Consider the following 12,717-nt stretch of genomic DNA (forward strand, 5'->3'; position numbering starts at 1 on the left):
CAGGCAGGCCGGCGGATGCCCGTCGCGGGCGTGCTCAGTCGCGCTCGGGCGTGGCCGAGATGCGGTGAATCGACAGGTCGGCGCCGTCGAATTCGGCCTCGCGATCCAGACGCAGGCCGACGGTCGCCTTCAGCGCGCCGTAGACGAGCGTGCCGCCCGCAGTCGCGATCGCAATGCCGCCGAGCGTGCCGATGAGCTGCGACACGAACGACACGCCGCCGAGGCCGCCCAGCGCGGGCTGTCCGAACACGCCGGCCGCGAGCCCGCCGAGCGCGCCGCACATGCCGTGCAGCGGCCACACGCCGAGCACGTCGTCGATGCGCCACTTGTTCTGCACGCACGTGAACATCGCGACGAACAGCGCGCCGGCCACGGCGCCCGTGACGAGCGCACCGATCGGGTGCATCACGTCGGAGCCCGCGCACACCGCGACGAGGCCCGCGAGCGGGCCGTTGTACGTGAAACCCGGGTCGTTGCGGCCGGCCATCCACGCGGCGAGCGTGCCGCCGACCATCGCCATCAGCGAGTTCACGGCGACGAGGCCGCTGATCTTGTCGAGCGTCTGCGCGCTCATCACGTTGAAGCCGAACCAGCCCACCGCGAGCACCCACGCGCCGAGCGCGAGGAACGGGATGTTCGACGGCGGATGCGCGGCGATCCGGCCGTCCTTCGCATAGCGGCCGTGGCGCGCGCCGAGCAGCAGCACGGCCGGCAGCGCGACCCAGCCGCCGAACGCGTGCACGACGACCGAGCCGGCGAAATCGTGGAACGGCGCGCCGAACGCATGCGTGAGCCAGTCCTGCACGCCGAAGCGGCCGTTCCATGCGATCCCTTCGAAGAACGGATAGATGAAGCCGACGATGATCAACGTCGCGACGAGCTGCGGATTGAATTTGGCGCGCTCGGCGATGCCGCCGGACACGATCGCGGGGATGGCCGCCGCGAACGTCAGCAGGAAGAAGAAGCGCACGAGTGCGTAGCCGCTGTGCTGCGACAGCGTGCCGATGTCGTCGTAGAACTCGACGCCGTACGCGATCGTATAGCCGATGAAGAAGTACGCGAGCGTCGACACCGAGAAGTCGACCAGGATCTTCACGAGCGCGTTGACCTGGTTCTTCTTGCGGACCGTGCCGAGCTCGAGAAATGCGAAGCCCGCGTGCATCGCGAGCACCATGACGGCGCCGATCAACAGGAACAGTGTGTCGACGCCGGATTTCAGACCATCCATGCCGTGGCTTCCTTGCGCAAAAAACGGGCAACGAACGCAAGTATCGAGCCAACTTGGTGAATGGCTGCGTGCAATTGGTGCGGAAGGCCGGGCGGTGCGGCATTCCGGTGACGCGTGCACGGTTGCGGGGCGGGCGGTGCGCGGTCAAGGGGCCGCATCGGGTGCACGTGCGTGGTGCGCGACGGGCGGAACTGGTGCGTGCGATGTGCAGTGCGGTGCGCCGCGATGCACCGCGCTGGCGCGTCAGCGGCGCGCGAACAGCATGCGCGGGCGGCGCAGCCGCAGCGCGCACGCCGCCCAGTAGGTGGCCACGGCTGCCAGCCCGAGCGCGGCGAATGCGAGCGACGCGACGCCCGTGGCCGACTGGCCGTCGCCGTCGGGGCCGAGGATGCCTTGCGCGACGATCAGCGTGGCTGTCCAGAAGCCGATCACGGCCTGCGCGAGCAGACGCGCGGACGCGACGCGGCGCGCGTGCCCGGCGCCGCGCAGGCGGTGTGCGGACGGGGAACGCAGGCACAGGAACAGGGTAGTGGCGAGCACGGCGGCCAGCGCGATGAACCAGTCGATGAGGAAAGCCATGAGGAAGCGGGAGACGGACGAAGCGGATCGAAGCGTGTCCACTTTAGTGTCGTCGCGCCTGCGATTGAATCGGACGAATTCGAAATTGAAAGGCATTTTTAATCGTGAGTCGTCATTGGCCCCGTTCTGCAGGCGGTATCATCGACGTCGGTCCAACCATTCAGGCCGTGCGACACGCGGCCGGAGATTGCTGATGAAGATGAAGACTTGGCGGGCGCGTTGCGCGCCCGGCGCCGTACTGGCGGTCGCGGCCATCGGTGCCGTGTTGTTGCTCGCGGGCTGCGAGAAGTCCGGCACGCCGGCCGCGCAACCCGATACCGCCGCGAGCGCGGCCGCCGATGCCGCGAACCATGCGGCCAAGGCGCTCGACCAGGTGGCGAGCACCGTCAACCAGCAGATCGATGCCGCGAAGGCCGGTATTGCCTCGGCGGCGTCGGCCGTGCCGCCGCTGTCCGCGAGCGGTCTCGCGTCCGCCGCGCAGGCGCAGTTCGATGCGGCGGCTTCCGCGGTCGTCGCGCATGCGGCTTCCGAAGCGGGCGCGAAGATGGCAGAGGCCGGCAAGAAGCTCCAGCAATGGAGCCAGCAGAATGCGGCAGGCGCGAAGCCGGCCAGCAACTGAACGCGCGCTTGCACAATCCATCAAATGTAATTATAGTGGTTACATATTGGCGCCGGCCGCTGTTCGGGCCGGCGTCAGCCGAGTGAGTGAGGAATGAATACCAGCAGCCGGTTCGCGTTTGCCGTTCACGTGCTTGCCTTGCTGTCGATGCAGGAAGGTGCGCCGCTGTCGTCCGACATCATCGCGGGCAGCGTGAACACGAATCCGGCGCTGATCCGCCGGCTGTTGTCGATGCTGGCGGCCGCGGGGCTCACCACGTCGCAGCTCGGCGCCGGAGGCGGTGCGCTGCTGGCGCGCGAGCCCGGCGACATCACGCTGCTCGACGTGTATCGCGCGGTCGACGATGCGCAGCTCTTTGCGCTACACCGCGAGGCGCCGAATCCGGCGTGCCTCGTCGGACGGCACATCCAGGGCGTGCTGATCGACTATATCGGCGACGCGCAGCGCGCGATGGAAGCATCGCTCGCCACGCGCACGCTGGCCGACGTCACGGCAGACGTGCTCGAATCGGAGCAGCGCGGCCGGCCTGCCGGAAGCGCGAGCGGGTAGGCGCGGGCAACGGATGAGGCAGGGCAGGAAGCCGGGCGGCGCGCATGCGCGGCGATCGGCGCGACGGGGCGTTTGCTCCGTTTTTTTCGGTCTTATATGTAATTACTTTAGTTACTTTTTATTTCTGGAGAATCGACATGACGCAACGTACCTTGAACATCGCGCTGTTCGGCGCCACCGGCATGATCGGCTCGCGCATCGCCGCGGAAGCCGCGCGTCGCGGCCATCGCGTGACCGCACTGTCGCGCCATCCGGGCGCGGCCGGCGACGGCATCACCGCGAAGGCGGCCGATCTGTTCGATGCGGCCAGCATTGCCGCCGCGCTGCCGGGGCACGATGTCGTTGCGAGCGCGTACGGTCCGAAACAGGACGATGCCGCGAAGGTCGTCACGGCCGCGAAGGCGCTGGTTGCCGGCACGCGCGAAGCGGGCCTGAAGCGGCTCGTGGTGGTGGGCGGCGCCGGTTCGCTCGAAGTGGCGCCCGGCAAGCAGCTCGTCGACACCGAAGGCTTCCCGGATGCATACAAGGCGGTCGCGCTCGCGCACCGCGATGCGCTCAACTACCTGGAGACGGTCAGCGATCTCGACTGGACGTTCTTCGCACCGGCCGCACTGATCGCGCCGGGCGAGCGCACGGGCACGTTCCGTACCGGCGCCGGCACGCTGATCGCGGACGCGCAGGGCAACAGCAGGATTTCGGCGGAAGACTATGCGGTCGCGTTCGTCGATGCGCTCGAGCAGGACAGCTTCGTACGCGAGATCGCAACGGTCGCGTATTGAGCGGCATCGCGGCGGGCGGCGCGTAAGCAGCGGCTATCGCACGCGGCGGCGCGTCGCAACGGGTCGTGATTTCAGGCGATTCCCCCTCGACGGGCGGAGTCGCCTGTTTCGTTTGGCGCGTCGATTCGACGCGCGCCGGCGCGAGCGGAAGTGCGCACGGCACATCGTCTCGCGCTCGATTGGTATTTATCCCGGTCGACGCGGTGCAGCGGTTTCCATATTGTTCCCCGTCATGCTGAATGCATAGAAAAAATTTCTATCGAAAAGGGACCGGGTAAATGGATGTCATCGATCGCAAGCTGCTGGAGCTGTTGCAGGCAGATGCCACACTGCCGATCGCGGAGCTCGCGCAGCGGGTGAACCTGTCGCAGACGCCATGCTGGAAGCGCGTGCAGCGGCTCAAGGAAACCGGCGCGATCCGCGCGCAGGTCGCGCTGTGCGATCCGCGCAAGCTCGGCGTCGGCACGACCGTGTTCGTCGCGATTCGCACCAACCAGCACACCGAAGAGTGGGCGCAGCGCTTCACGCAGGCCGTGCGCGACATGCCGGAGGTCGTCGAGGTGTACCGGATGAGCGGCGAGACCGACTATTTGCTGCGCGTGGTGGTGGCCGGCATCGACGATTACGATCGCGTGTACAAGCAACTGATCCGGACGGTGCCGCTGTTCGACGTCAGCTCGTCGTTCGCGATGGAGCAGATCAAGTATTCGACCGCGCTGCCGGTGCGCGATCTTTCCGAGCCGGCGTAAGAGCGGCATCCGGCCCGCTTGCGCGACGAGGCGACAAGTTGCGGCTCGGCGTGCGGGTGTGTGCCCCCGGCGACGATGCGCACCGTGACCGCGCTCAGCGGCCCCGTGCCAATGCGCGCGCGCGTTCGTCCGCCAGCGCGTCGCGGCGCACGAACTCCGCGACGAACGGGCTGGCCGGATGGCGATGCAGCGCATACGGCGTGTCCCATTGCGCGAGCTGACCGTCCTTCATCACGCCGATCCGGTCGGCGATCGCAAACGCTTCCGCCTGATTGTGCGTGACCAGCATCGCGGTGTGCCCGGTGCGCTTCAGGATCTCGCGCAGCTCGAACGCAAGCCGCTCGCGCGTATCGACGTCGAGATTCGAGAACGGCTCGTCGAGCAGCAGCAGTTCCGGCGACGGCGCGAGCGCGCGGGCGAGGGCGACGCGTTGCTGCTGGCCGCCCGACAGTTCGTGCGGATAGGCGCCGCCCGAATCGGCGAGACCGACGAGATCAAGCATGTCGGCGACCCGGATGCGCCGTTCGGCCTTCGGCATGCGGCGCAGGCCGAACGCAACGTTCTCGGCCGCGCTCAGGTGCGGGAACAGCGCGTAGTCCTGGAACATCATCCCGATGCGCCGCCGCTCGGGCGGCACGTCGAGCGCCGGCGCCGCGACGGGGGTGCCGTCCAGCACGATGCGCCCCATGCGCACCGGTTCGAAGCCGGCGATCGCGCGCAGCACGGTGGTCTTTCCGCAACCCGATGCGCCGAGCAGGCAGCCGATGTCGCCGCGCGGCAGCGCGAGGCTCAGTCCGTCGACCACCGTGCGGCGGCCTTGCGGCGTGTCGTAGGTGACGCAGAGGTCGTCGAGTTCGAGCAGGTTCACGGTGTCAGGCTCCGATCTTGTGGCGGGTGCGCGCGAGCAGGATCACCGGCACGAGCCCGGCCAGCACGATCGCGAGCGCGGCGACCGCGCCTTCCTCATAGGTGCCGCGCGCGGCTTCCGCATACAGCCAGGTCGCGAGCGTGTCGAAATTCAGCGGGCGCAGCAGCAGCGTCGCGGGCAGCTCCTTCATCGCGTCGACGAAGACGAGCAGCGCGCTCGTCGTGAGCGCGGGCCACAGCAGCGGCAGGTGCACGCGGCGCAGCGTGCCGCCGGCCGTCTCGCCAAGCGAGCGCGCGGCCTGTTCGAGCGACGGCGGAATCCGTGCGAGGCCGGCCTCGATGCTGCCGGTCGAGATCGCGAGAAAGCGCACGGCGTACGCGATCACGAGCGCGGCAGCGGAGCCCATCAGCAGCAGCCCGTCGCGGCCGAGCGCCGCGCCGAGCAGCCGGTCGGCCGCCGCGAACGTGATCAGCAGGCCGATCGCGAGCACGGTGCCCGGCACCGCATAGCCGAGGCTCGCGATCCGCGCGCATGCGCGGGCCGGACCCGCACGCGCGCTGTCGCGCTGCGCGCGCGCCGCCCACGCGACGACGAGCCCGCACGCGAGCGTCGCGACGGTCGCGGCGGCGGCGATCGTCAGCGTGTTCGCGAGCCCGGTCAGCAGTTGCGCGGAGACGCCGCCGACGAGATGCAGCCGCTTGCCGGTCTCGGCGGCGAGATACGCGGCCGGCGCGCCGAAGCCGAGCAGCACGGGCAGCCAGCAGAGCGCGGCGGCGCTCCATGCGGCCGCGCCCGTCAGCCGGCGCGGCGCGATCGGGCGCATGCGCCGGCCGTGCGCGTAGCGCTGGCGGCGGCGTCCGTAACGTTCGAGCGCGATCATGCCGACGACGATCGCCAGCATCGCGAGTGCGATCTGTGCGGCGCCGGCGAGGTCGGAGCGCGTGATCCACGTCGTGTAGACCGATACGGTCAGCGTCTGCACGCCGAGGAATTCCGACGCGCCGATGTCGTTCAGCGTTTCGAGCAGCGCGAGACTCACGCCGACCGCGATCGCGGGGCGCGCGAGCGGCACGACGACGCGCCAGAACGTCGCGATGCGTCCCGCGCCGAGCGTGCGCGCCGCTTCGAGCAGGCTCGCAGACTGCGTGACGAACATCGCGCGCGTACTCAGGTACACATACGGATAGAGCACGAAGCCGAGCACGAAGATCGCGCCAGGCAGCGAGCGCAGGTCGGGCAGGCGGAACTGGCGTGGGCTGTCGAAGCCGAGCAGCGCGCGCAGCGCGCTTTGCACGGGGCCGATTGGATGCAGCAGGTCGAGGTACGCGAACGCGACGATATAGGTGGGCACCGCGAGCGGCAGCAGCAGCGCCCACGTCAGCGTTCGGCGGCCGGGGAAGTCGTACGCGGTGACGAGCCACGCGCAGCCGGTGCCGATCACCGTGACGATCGCGCCGACGCCCGCGAGCAGCAGCAGCGTATTGGCGAGCGCTTGCGGCAGCACGAATTCGGCGAGATGCCGCCAGTGCGCGAGATCGGCGCCGAATGCGGCGGCGACCAGCACCGCGAGCGGCGCCGCGACCGCCGCGGCGATCGCGACGGCCGCGATCAGCGAAAGGCTGCCCGCGCGCGGGCGCAACGGCTGGCGGCGCGCACGGACGAACGACGCATCAGTTGTCAAAGCCGACCTTGTCGACGAGCTGGCTGGCCGCCTTGCGGTGTTTCGCGATCTCCGTCAGCGGCAACGGGTCGACCTTCAGCGTGCCGAAGCTCGCGATCACCGGATCGAGCTTCACGTTCGCGCGCACCGGGTATTCGTAGTTCGCCTGCGCATACAGCGCCTGCGCTTGCGGCGACACCAGATATTCGAGCAGCTTCACCGCGTTGGCCTTGTGCGGCGCGTGCTTCGCGACCGTCGCGCCGCTGACGTTCACGTGCGTGCCGCCGCTCTTCGCGTTTGCGAACGTCGGCCGCACGACCTTGATCGCGTCGCCCCACTTGCGTGCATCGGTGCCGGGCTCGGCATTCTTCATGTGGCCGACGTAGTAAGCATTCGCGAGACCGACGTCGCAGATGCCGCCGAGGATGTCGCGCGCGACGTCGCGGTCGCCGCCCGTCGCCTTGCGCGCGAGGTTCGCCTTCACGCCGCGCAGCCACTTTTCGGTCGCGGCTTCGCCGTCGTGCGCGATCATCGCGGCGACGAGCGCGGTGTTGTACGGATGCTGCCCCGAGCGAATGCAGACCTTGCCTTTCCATTTCGGATCGGCGAGATCCTCGTAGCGGAACGTGTCGACCTTCAGGTCCTTTTCCACATACAGCACGCGATCGCGCAGCGACAGCGCATACCAGTCGCCTTGCGCGCCGCGCAGGTTCGCCGGAATCGCGTCGTCGAGCACCTTCGAGCGCACCGGTTGCGCGAGCCCGCCGTCGACGAGATCGAGCAGGTTGCCGATGTCGACCGTCATCAGCACGTCGGCGGGCGACTGCGCGCCTTCGGCCTTCACCCGTTCGAGCAGGCCGTCCTTCACGAACACCGTATTGACCTTGACGCCGCTCTGCTGCGTGAACGCGTCGATCAGCGGCTGGATCAGCTTCGGTTCGCGCGTGGTGTACAGGCTGACTTCCTCGGCTGCCTGGGCCAGCGGCGCGAATGCGGCGGCGGCAAGGGCGAGGGCGCCGGCGAGCGGCAGCAGGCGGGTGCGCGGATTCGACATGGAGACTCCGGTGAGGCAGGCGGGCGAAGGAGCGTTCCGGGGTGTGCCTGCCATCCGGGCAACCCGAAACATTACAAAACGAAAGATTCAGGATTCTAGATCGGAATGGGAATGATTATCAAATGAAAGGTTTTGGCGGAGGCGGGGAACGGCGGGGGACGGAACGCAAACGGGGCGTCGCAGCACGTGCGCAAGCGCGTAGAATGCCCGCTTCGACAAAATTGACGGAGTCGCCCCGACCATGAACGATCAGCGCAAGAAGAATCCTGTCCGCAACGTGAGCATCCTGATCGTCGTGGCCGTGCTGCTCGTGATCGGGACGATCCTGTACAACGCGGTCTCGCAGAAGCGCGCATACGACGAGGCCCATCCGGCCGAGGCTGCGAGCGCGAGCGCCGCGTCGCACTGAACGAACGGGCGCTGCTCCGGACCCTGGCGGTCGGGCGCAGCGGCCGGGACAGCAACGGCGAGGAGCGGAACGGGCGGCTGACGACACACGCTGCGTCGCGCCGTGCCGAAAGAAAAACGGGCGCCGAAACCGGCGCCCGTGCGGGGGAGATCAGTCGTGCGTCAACGTGACGCAGCGGCAAACTTCGGGCGGATCCGTGCGTAGAACACGACCGCGAGCAGCGCGAGCCATGCCGCGCCGACGTAGAGCGCGACGCGCGTATCGTCGAACCAGCCGAGCATCACGATCACGAAACCCATGAACGCGATCGTCAGCGCCGGCGCGACCGGCCACAGCGGCACCTTGAACTTCAGCGCCGCGACTTCCGCGCTCGACAGGCGACGGCGCATCGCGACCTGCGACAGCAGGATCATCAGCCACACCCATACGGTCGCGAACGTCGCGATCGCCGCGACCACCAGGAACACGTCCTTCGGCATCAGGTAGTTGAGCACCACGCCGACGAACAGCGCGCCCGCCATCACGAGCACCGTGACCCACGGCACGCCGTGTCGCGACGTCGTCATCAGCACGCGCGGCGCCTGGCCCTGCCGCGCCATCCCGAACATCATCCGGCCCGCGCCGAAGATGTCGCTGTTGATCGCCGAGATCGCCGCGCTGATCACCACGAGGTTGAGGATCGTCGCGGCCGACTTCACGCCGAGCGCCGAGAAGATCTGCACGAACGGGCTGCCGTCGTTGCCGACGCCCGTCCACGGGCTGATCGACATCAACACGACCATCGTCAGCACATAGAACAGCAGGATGCGCGCCGGCACCGCGTTGATCGCGCGCGGAATCACGCGCTCCGGATCCTTCGCCTCGCCGGCGCTCATCCCGATCACCTCGATGCCGCCGTACGCGAAGATCACGACCGACAGCGACGCGATCAGGCCGCCGACGCCGTTCGGGAAGAAGCCGCCATGGTTCCACAGGTTCGCGAAGGTCGGCACGTCGGCCGAATGGCCGAAGTGCATGCCGGTCAGCAGGATCGCGACGCCGCCGCCGATCATCGCGACGATCGCGCCGACCTTGATGATCGACAGCCAGAATTCGAGCTCGCCGAACACCTTCACGTGGCACAGGTTCAGCCCGCAGATGACCGCGACGACGCCGAGCACCCAGATCCATTGCGGGACGTCCGGAAACCAGAAGCCCATGTAGATGCCGAACGCGGTGATGTCGGCGATCGCGACGATCACCATTTCGAGCGTGTAGGTCCAGCCGGTGACGAAACCGGCGAACGGGCCCAGGTTTTCGGTCGCGTAGTGGCCGAACGAGCCGGCGACGGGCTCGCGCACGGCCATCTCGCCGAGCGCGCGCATCACCATGTAGACGGCCGCGCCGCCCAGGATGTAGGCCAGGATCACCGCCGGGCCCGCGAGCTGGATCGCCGACGCCGAACCGTAGAACAAACCGGTGCCGATCGCCGAGCCCAGCGCGAGAAAGCGGATGTGCCGCGCGCTCAGGTGGCGCTGCAAGTTCTTCATCGAGTCTCCGATATCGTTGTGCTGCGGACCGGGCGAGCGGGCCGGTCCGGTTGGCTCAAGTTGTCTATACAACTTAAAATGTGAACGAATGATAACAAGCCGGGCAGATGGCCGGAATCGGGTATTCCCTGACTGGCGCAACCGCGGGAATCGAGGCTGACGCGAGCGCGCGGCCGGCGGGCCGCCGCGCGAGGCGGATGGGTCATGCGTGCGGGGAGGGCTGGAACGGGGCGCGCCGGCGGCCGCCCCGCCGCGCGCGAGGCGAGCACCGGCGGGACGACGTCATGCGGGCAGGCGGATGACGCTCGCGTCCTTGCGGATCAGTAGCGACGACGCAAGCATCTGCTTGCACTGGTGCGCGAGCACCTTGAGGTCGTGCGTGAGCTCGGCGCCGACCGCGTCGGATTTTTCCGCGGAGACGACCATCGCGTCGAGCTCGCGCGTGATCTGCTTCGTTGCGTCGAGCTGGTCGGCCGGCGGCGGCTCGCCGGCTTCCGCCTTTTCGAGATTGTCGAGCACGGCGGACAGGCCGCGGTGCAGCGCGTCGTCGTGGACGAAGCTGTCGTCGGCCGCGCACGCGCTGCGGATCAGCGGTGCCGCGGCCGTGATCTGTGCGCCGAGCACGTGCGTCTGCACGAGCAGGTCGTTCAACTCGGGCACGAAGCGCTGGTGCGCCTTCGGCTCGATCATCATTCGCTGGAACGCCTGGCCGAGGTTCGCGAACGCGATGTTCACGTCCTTGCGCGCGAGGCGGTACCGGTAGTCGGCGTCGAGGCTCGCGGCCGGCGTCTCGATCGCCGCGGCGACGCCCGGCACGACGGCCGCGCCGTCGGCGGCCGGCACGGGCGGCGGCGACGCGCCGCGCCCGGCGCGCCACACGGCCTCGAAATACTTGCGGGTCGACGTGAGCATGTCGGTGACGAGCTTGCCCATCAGCCGGTATTCCCAGTACGGGAACAGCCGGCTCGCGGCGATCGCGATCATGCAGCCGACCACGGTGTCGATCGCGCGCTCGCCGATGATCCGCATGCTGCCCGGCGCGAGCAGATGGAACATCAGCAGCACGTACGACGACGTGAACACGACGCTCGCCGTGTAGTTGAACAGCAGCAGGCTGTAGCTCATCACCATCGATCCGAACATGATCGCGATCAGCAGGTGCGGCTCCTTCACCGTGTAGATCAGCGCGATGCTCGCCGCGCAGCCGATCAGCGTGCCGATGATCCGCTGCGCATTGCGCTGCTTGGTCAGCGAATAGCCGGGTTTCAGGATGATGATGCTCGTCATCACGATCCAGTACGCGTTCGTGAGCGGCAACAGCCGGCCGAGCCAGAAGCCGACGGCCACCGCGATCGTCACGCGCAGCGCGTGGCGGAAGCTCGGCGAGCGCATGTTCAGGTTCGAGAAGATCAGCAGCGGCGACATCCGGCGACGCTGCAGGAAGCGCGTGAGCGCCTTGTCGATCTTCAGTTCGGTCTGCTGCGGGTCGGCGTGGCCGGACAGGTTGCGCCGCATCCGGTCGATCAGACGCGTCGCGCTCCAGATGCGCCGGAACGTCGCGAGCACCGCCGCGTACGCCTCCGGATTGCTGGCCGCGAAGTTCTTCTTGCGCATCAGCTCGATCTCGTACTCGATCGCGCGCAGTTCGGCCTTTACGCTGATCCGCGAATGCGGCGCGCGGTTTTCGAGCACCGCGAGGCCGATCTCCTCGAGATCGGCGGCCGCCTTGCGGATCAGGTCGCGGTAGAAAATGATCAGGTCCGAGCCGCCGAACGTGTTGCGCACGAGCGGGTAGTCGGTGTGCGCGCCGACGAACAGCTCGTGCAGGTCGACGCTGTTGATGAACAGGTTGTACATCGTCGTGCGGCCGGGGTCGAGCTTGCCGCGGCGCAGTTTCGGCAGGTTGCGCAGCACGATGTCGCGCGCGGTTTCCTGCGTTTCGACCGCCGAGATCTGCTTGGCGACGAGATTGCGGTAGCACTCGTCGAGATCGGCCTCGAGATCGTAGAACTGCGCGCGCGCGAGCAGGTAGTCGGCGCACGCGAACAGGCTCTCGGCGAGCGCCTGCTGCTCGATCCGGCGCGCCTGCCATTGCGACACGAAGGTTGCCCAGTACGTGTACCAGAGGCCGCCCGCGAGGATCCAGCCGGCGTTGATGAACGCCTGCAGCGGCGTGAACTTCTCCTCGAGCGTCATCACCATCATGAACAGCGTCGCGAAGCTGATCTGCGGCCAGCGGTTGCCGTATACGACGATCAGCGACAGCACGAACGTGAGCGGCACGATCGTCAGCCACAGCGCGAAGATGTGCGGTGTCGCGAGGCCGGTCGCGAGCGCGGCCAGGAAGCCGATCACGCTGCACGCGAGCATTTCGTTGTGCTTGTACTTGAGCGGGCCGGGCATGTCGACGACGCATGCGCCGAGCGCGCCGGTCGAGATCGTGAAGCCGAGATCCCGGTTGTGAAACACGATCAGGCACAGTACCGCCGGCAGCGACACGCCGACCGCGATCCGCAGGCCGCCGAAAAAATACTGGCTGTAGAAAAACTTTCTGATTTCGACCGAATAGCGCATCGATGGGCTGAATGGCAGACGAAGACGCCCGGGGCGGCGTATTGACTGGCGACGAGTCTATCGTATTTCGCGGTCCGCAAAACCTGGCCGTTCGGACGAGGTTCGCCGCGACGGCCCTTT

At 68.0% G+C, this 12,717-nt stretch carries 12 protein-coding genes; 5 read left to right on the forward strand and 7 right to left on the reverse strand.

Annotated features, from left to right (window positions below; genetic code table 11):
- Positions 1 to 34: 34 nt before the first annotated feature.
- On the reverse strand, positions 35 to 1,228 hold the full coding sequence (locus BME24068_RS05435; protein WP_174925401.1) for an ammonium transporter: 1,194 nt from the start codon (positions 1,226 to 1,228) through the stop codon (positions 35 to 37).
- 243 nt (positions 1,229 to 1,471) lie between these two features.
- A complete protein-coding gene (locus BME24068_RS05440; RefSeq protein WP_174925402.1) occupies positions 1,472 to 1,807 on the reverse strand; it encodes a hypothetical protein in 336 nt (111 codons plus the stop codon).
- A gap of 193 nt (positions 1,808 to 2,000) precedes the next feature.
- On the opposite strand from BME24068_RS05440, the gene BME24068_RS05445 reads away from it, so the two are divergent.
- The 4 genes from BME24068_RS05445 (at position 2,001) to BME24068_RS05460 (ending at position 4,503) form a co-directional block, all read left to right on the forward strand.
- Complete coding sequence (locus BME24068_RS05445) at positions 2,001 to 2,426, forward strand: BCAL1086 family glycoprotein (protein ID WP_174925403.1); 426 nt, start codon at positions 2,001 to 2,003, stop codon at positions 2,424 to 2,426.
- Between the two features lie 93 nt (positions 2,427 to 2,519).
- Positions 2,520 to 2,975 carry an Rrf2 family transcriptional regulator gene (locus BME24068_RS05450; protein ID WP_096509009.1) on the forward strand — a complete coding sequence of 152 codons (456 nt, stop codon included), beginning with the start codon at positions 2,520 to 2,522 and terminating at the stop codon, positions 2,973 to 2,975.
- Positions 2,976 to 3,112: 137 nt separating this feature from the next.
- Positions 3,113 to 3,754, forward strand: a complete 642-nt coding sequence (locus BME24068_RS05455; protein WP_174925404.1) for an NAD(P)-dependent oxidoreductase — start codon at positions 3,113 to 3,115, stop codon at positions 3,752 to 3,754.
- A gap of 278 nt (positions 3,755 to 4,032) precedes the next feature.
- Positions 4,033 to 4,503 (forward strand): Lrp/AsnC family transcriptional regulator, encoded by a 471-nt coding sequence (locus BME24068_RS05460; protein ID WP_174925405.1) that lies wholly within the window; start codon positions 4,033 to 4,035, stop codon positions 4,501 to 4,503.
- Positions 4,504 to 4,597: 94 nt separating this feature from the next.
- On the opposite strand, the gene BME24068_RS05465 is transcribed toward BME24068_RS05460, so the two are convergent.
- From BME24068_RS05465 to BME24068_RS05475, 3 genes are read right to left on the reverse strand one after another with little or no spacing between them, the layout of a single operon-like run.
- Positions 4,598 to 5,371 carry an ABC transporter ATP-binding protein gene (locus tag BME24068_RS05465; RefSeq protein WP_174925406.1) on the reverse strand — a complete coding sequence of 258 codons (774 nt, stop codon included), beginning with the start codon at positions 5,369 to 5,371 and terminating at the stop codon, positions 4,598 to 4,600.
- Positions 5,372 to 5,375: 4 nt separating this feature from the next.
- Positions 5,376 to 7,052 carry an ABC transporter permease gene (locus BME24068_RS05470; protein ID WP_174925407.1) on the reverse strand — a complete coding sequence of 559 codons (1,677 nt, stop codon included), beginning with the start codon at positions 7,050 to 7,052 and terminating at the stop codon, positions 5,376 to 5,378.
- Positions 7,042 to 8,085, reverse strand: coding sequence for a Fe(3+) ABC transporter substrate-binding protein (locus BME24068_RS05475; RefSeq protein WP_096509014.1), 1,044 nt, complete (start codon positions 8,083 to 8,085; stop codon positions 7,042 to 7,044). Before BME24068_RS05475 ends, BME24068_RS05470 begins: the two co-directional genes overlap by 11 nt.
- Positions 8,086 to 8,326: 241 nt before the next feature.
- On the opposite strand from BME24068_RS05475, the gene BME24068_RS05480 reads away from it, so the two are divergent.
- Positions 8,327 to 8,494: a hypothetical protein gene (locus BME24068_RS05480; RefSeq protein ID WP_096509015.1), complete on the forward strand. Its 168-nt coding sequence runs from the start codon at positions 8,327 to 8,329 to the stop codon at positions 8,492 to 8,494.
- Positions 8,495 to 8,655: 161 nt separating this feature from the next.
- Here BME24068_RS05480 and BME24068_RS05485 read toward each other — a convergent pair whose 3' ends face one another.
- Positions 8,656 to 10,023, reverse strand: coding sequence for an amino acid permease (locus tag BME24068_RS05485; protein ID WP_098549249.1), 1,368 nt, complete (start codon positions 10,021 to 10,023; stop codon positions 8,656 to 8,658).
- A 282-nt stretch (positions 10,024 to 10,305) separates the two neighbouring features.
- The gene (locus tag BME24068_RS05490) at positions 10,306 to 12,597 is read right to left on the reverse strand and encodes an FUSC family protein (RefSeq protein WP_115531430.1); all 2,292 of its coding nucleotides are present in this window, start codon (positions 12,595 to 12,597) and stop codon (positions 10,306 to 10,308) included.
- Positions 12,598 to 12,717: the final 120 nt, after the last annotated feature.

The sequence above is a fragment of the Burkholderia anthina genome (assembly GCF_902498995.1).
Taxonomy (GTDB): domain Bacteria; phylum Pseudomonadota; class Gammaproteobacteria; order Burkholderiales; family Burkholderiaceae; genus Burkholderia; species Burkholderia anthina.

Excerpts from the sequence above, each read along its gene's own strand:
- BME24068_RS05435 (WP_174925401.1), bottom strand. The coding sequence starts at position 1,228 with ATGGATGGTCTGAAATCCGGCGTCGACACACTGTTCCTGTTGATCGGC.
- BME24068_RS05440 (WP_174925402.1), bottom strand. The coding sequence starts at position 1,807 with ATGGCTTTCCTCATCGACTGGTTCATCGCGCTGGCCGCCGTGCTCGCC.
- BME24068_RS05445 (WP_174925403.1), top strand. The coding sequence starts at position 2,001 with ATGAAGATGAAGACTTGGCGGGCGCGTTGCGCGCCCGGCGCCGTACTG.
- BME24068_RS05450 (WP_096509009.1), top strand. The coding sequence starts at position 2,520 with ATGAATACCAGCAGCCGGTTCGCGTTTGCCGTTCACGTGCTTGCCTTG.
- BME24068_RS05455 (WP_174925404.1), top strand. The coding sequence starts at position 3,113 with ATGACGCAACGTACCTTGAACATCGCGCTGTTCGGCGCCACCGGCATG.
- BME24068_RS05460 (WP_174925405.1), top strand. The coding sequence starts at position 4,033 with ATGGATGTCATCGATCGCAAGCTGCTGGAGCTGTTGCAGGCAGATGCC.
- BME24068_RS05475 (WP_096509014.1), bottom strand. The coding sequence starts at position 8,085 with ATGTCGAATCCGCGCACCCGCCTGCTGCCGCTCGCCGGCGCCCTCGCC.
- BME24068_RS05480 (WP_096509015.1), top strand. The coding sequence starts at position 8,327 with ATGAACGATCAGCGCAAGAAGAATCCTGTCCGCAACGTGAGCATCCTG.
- BME24068_RS05485 (WP_098549249.1), bottom strand. The coding sequence starts at position 10,023 with ATGAAGAACTTGCAGCGCCACCTGAGCGCGCGGCACATCCGCTTTCTC.
- BME24068_RS05490 (WP_115531430.1), bottom strand. The coding sequence starts at position 12,597 with ATGCGCTATTCGGTCGAAATCAGAAAGTTTTTCTACAGCCAGTATTTT.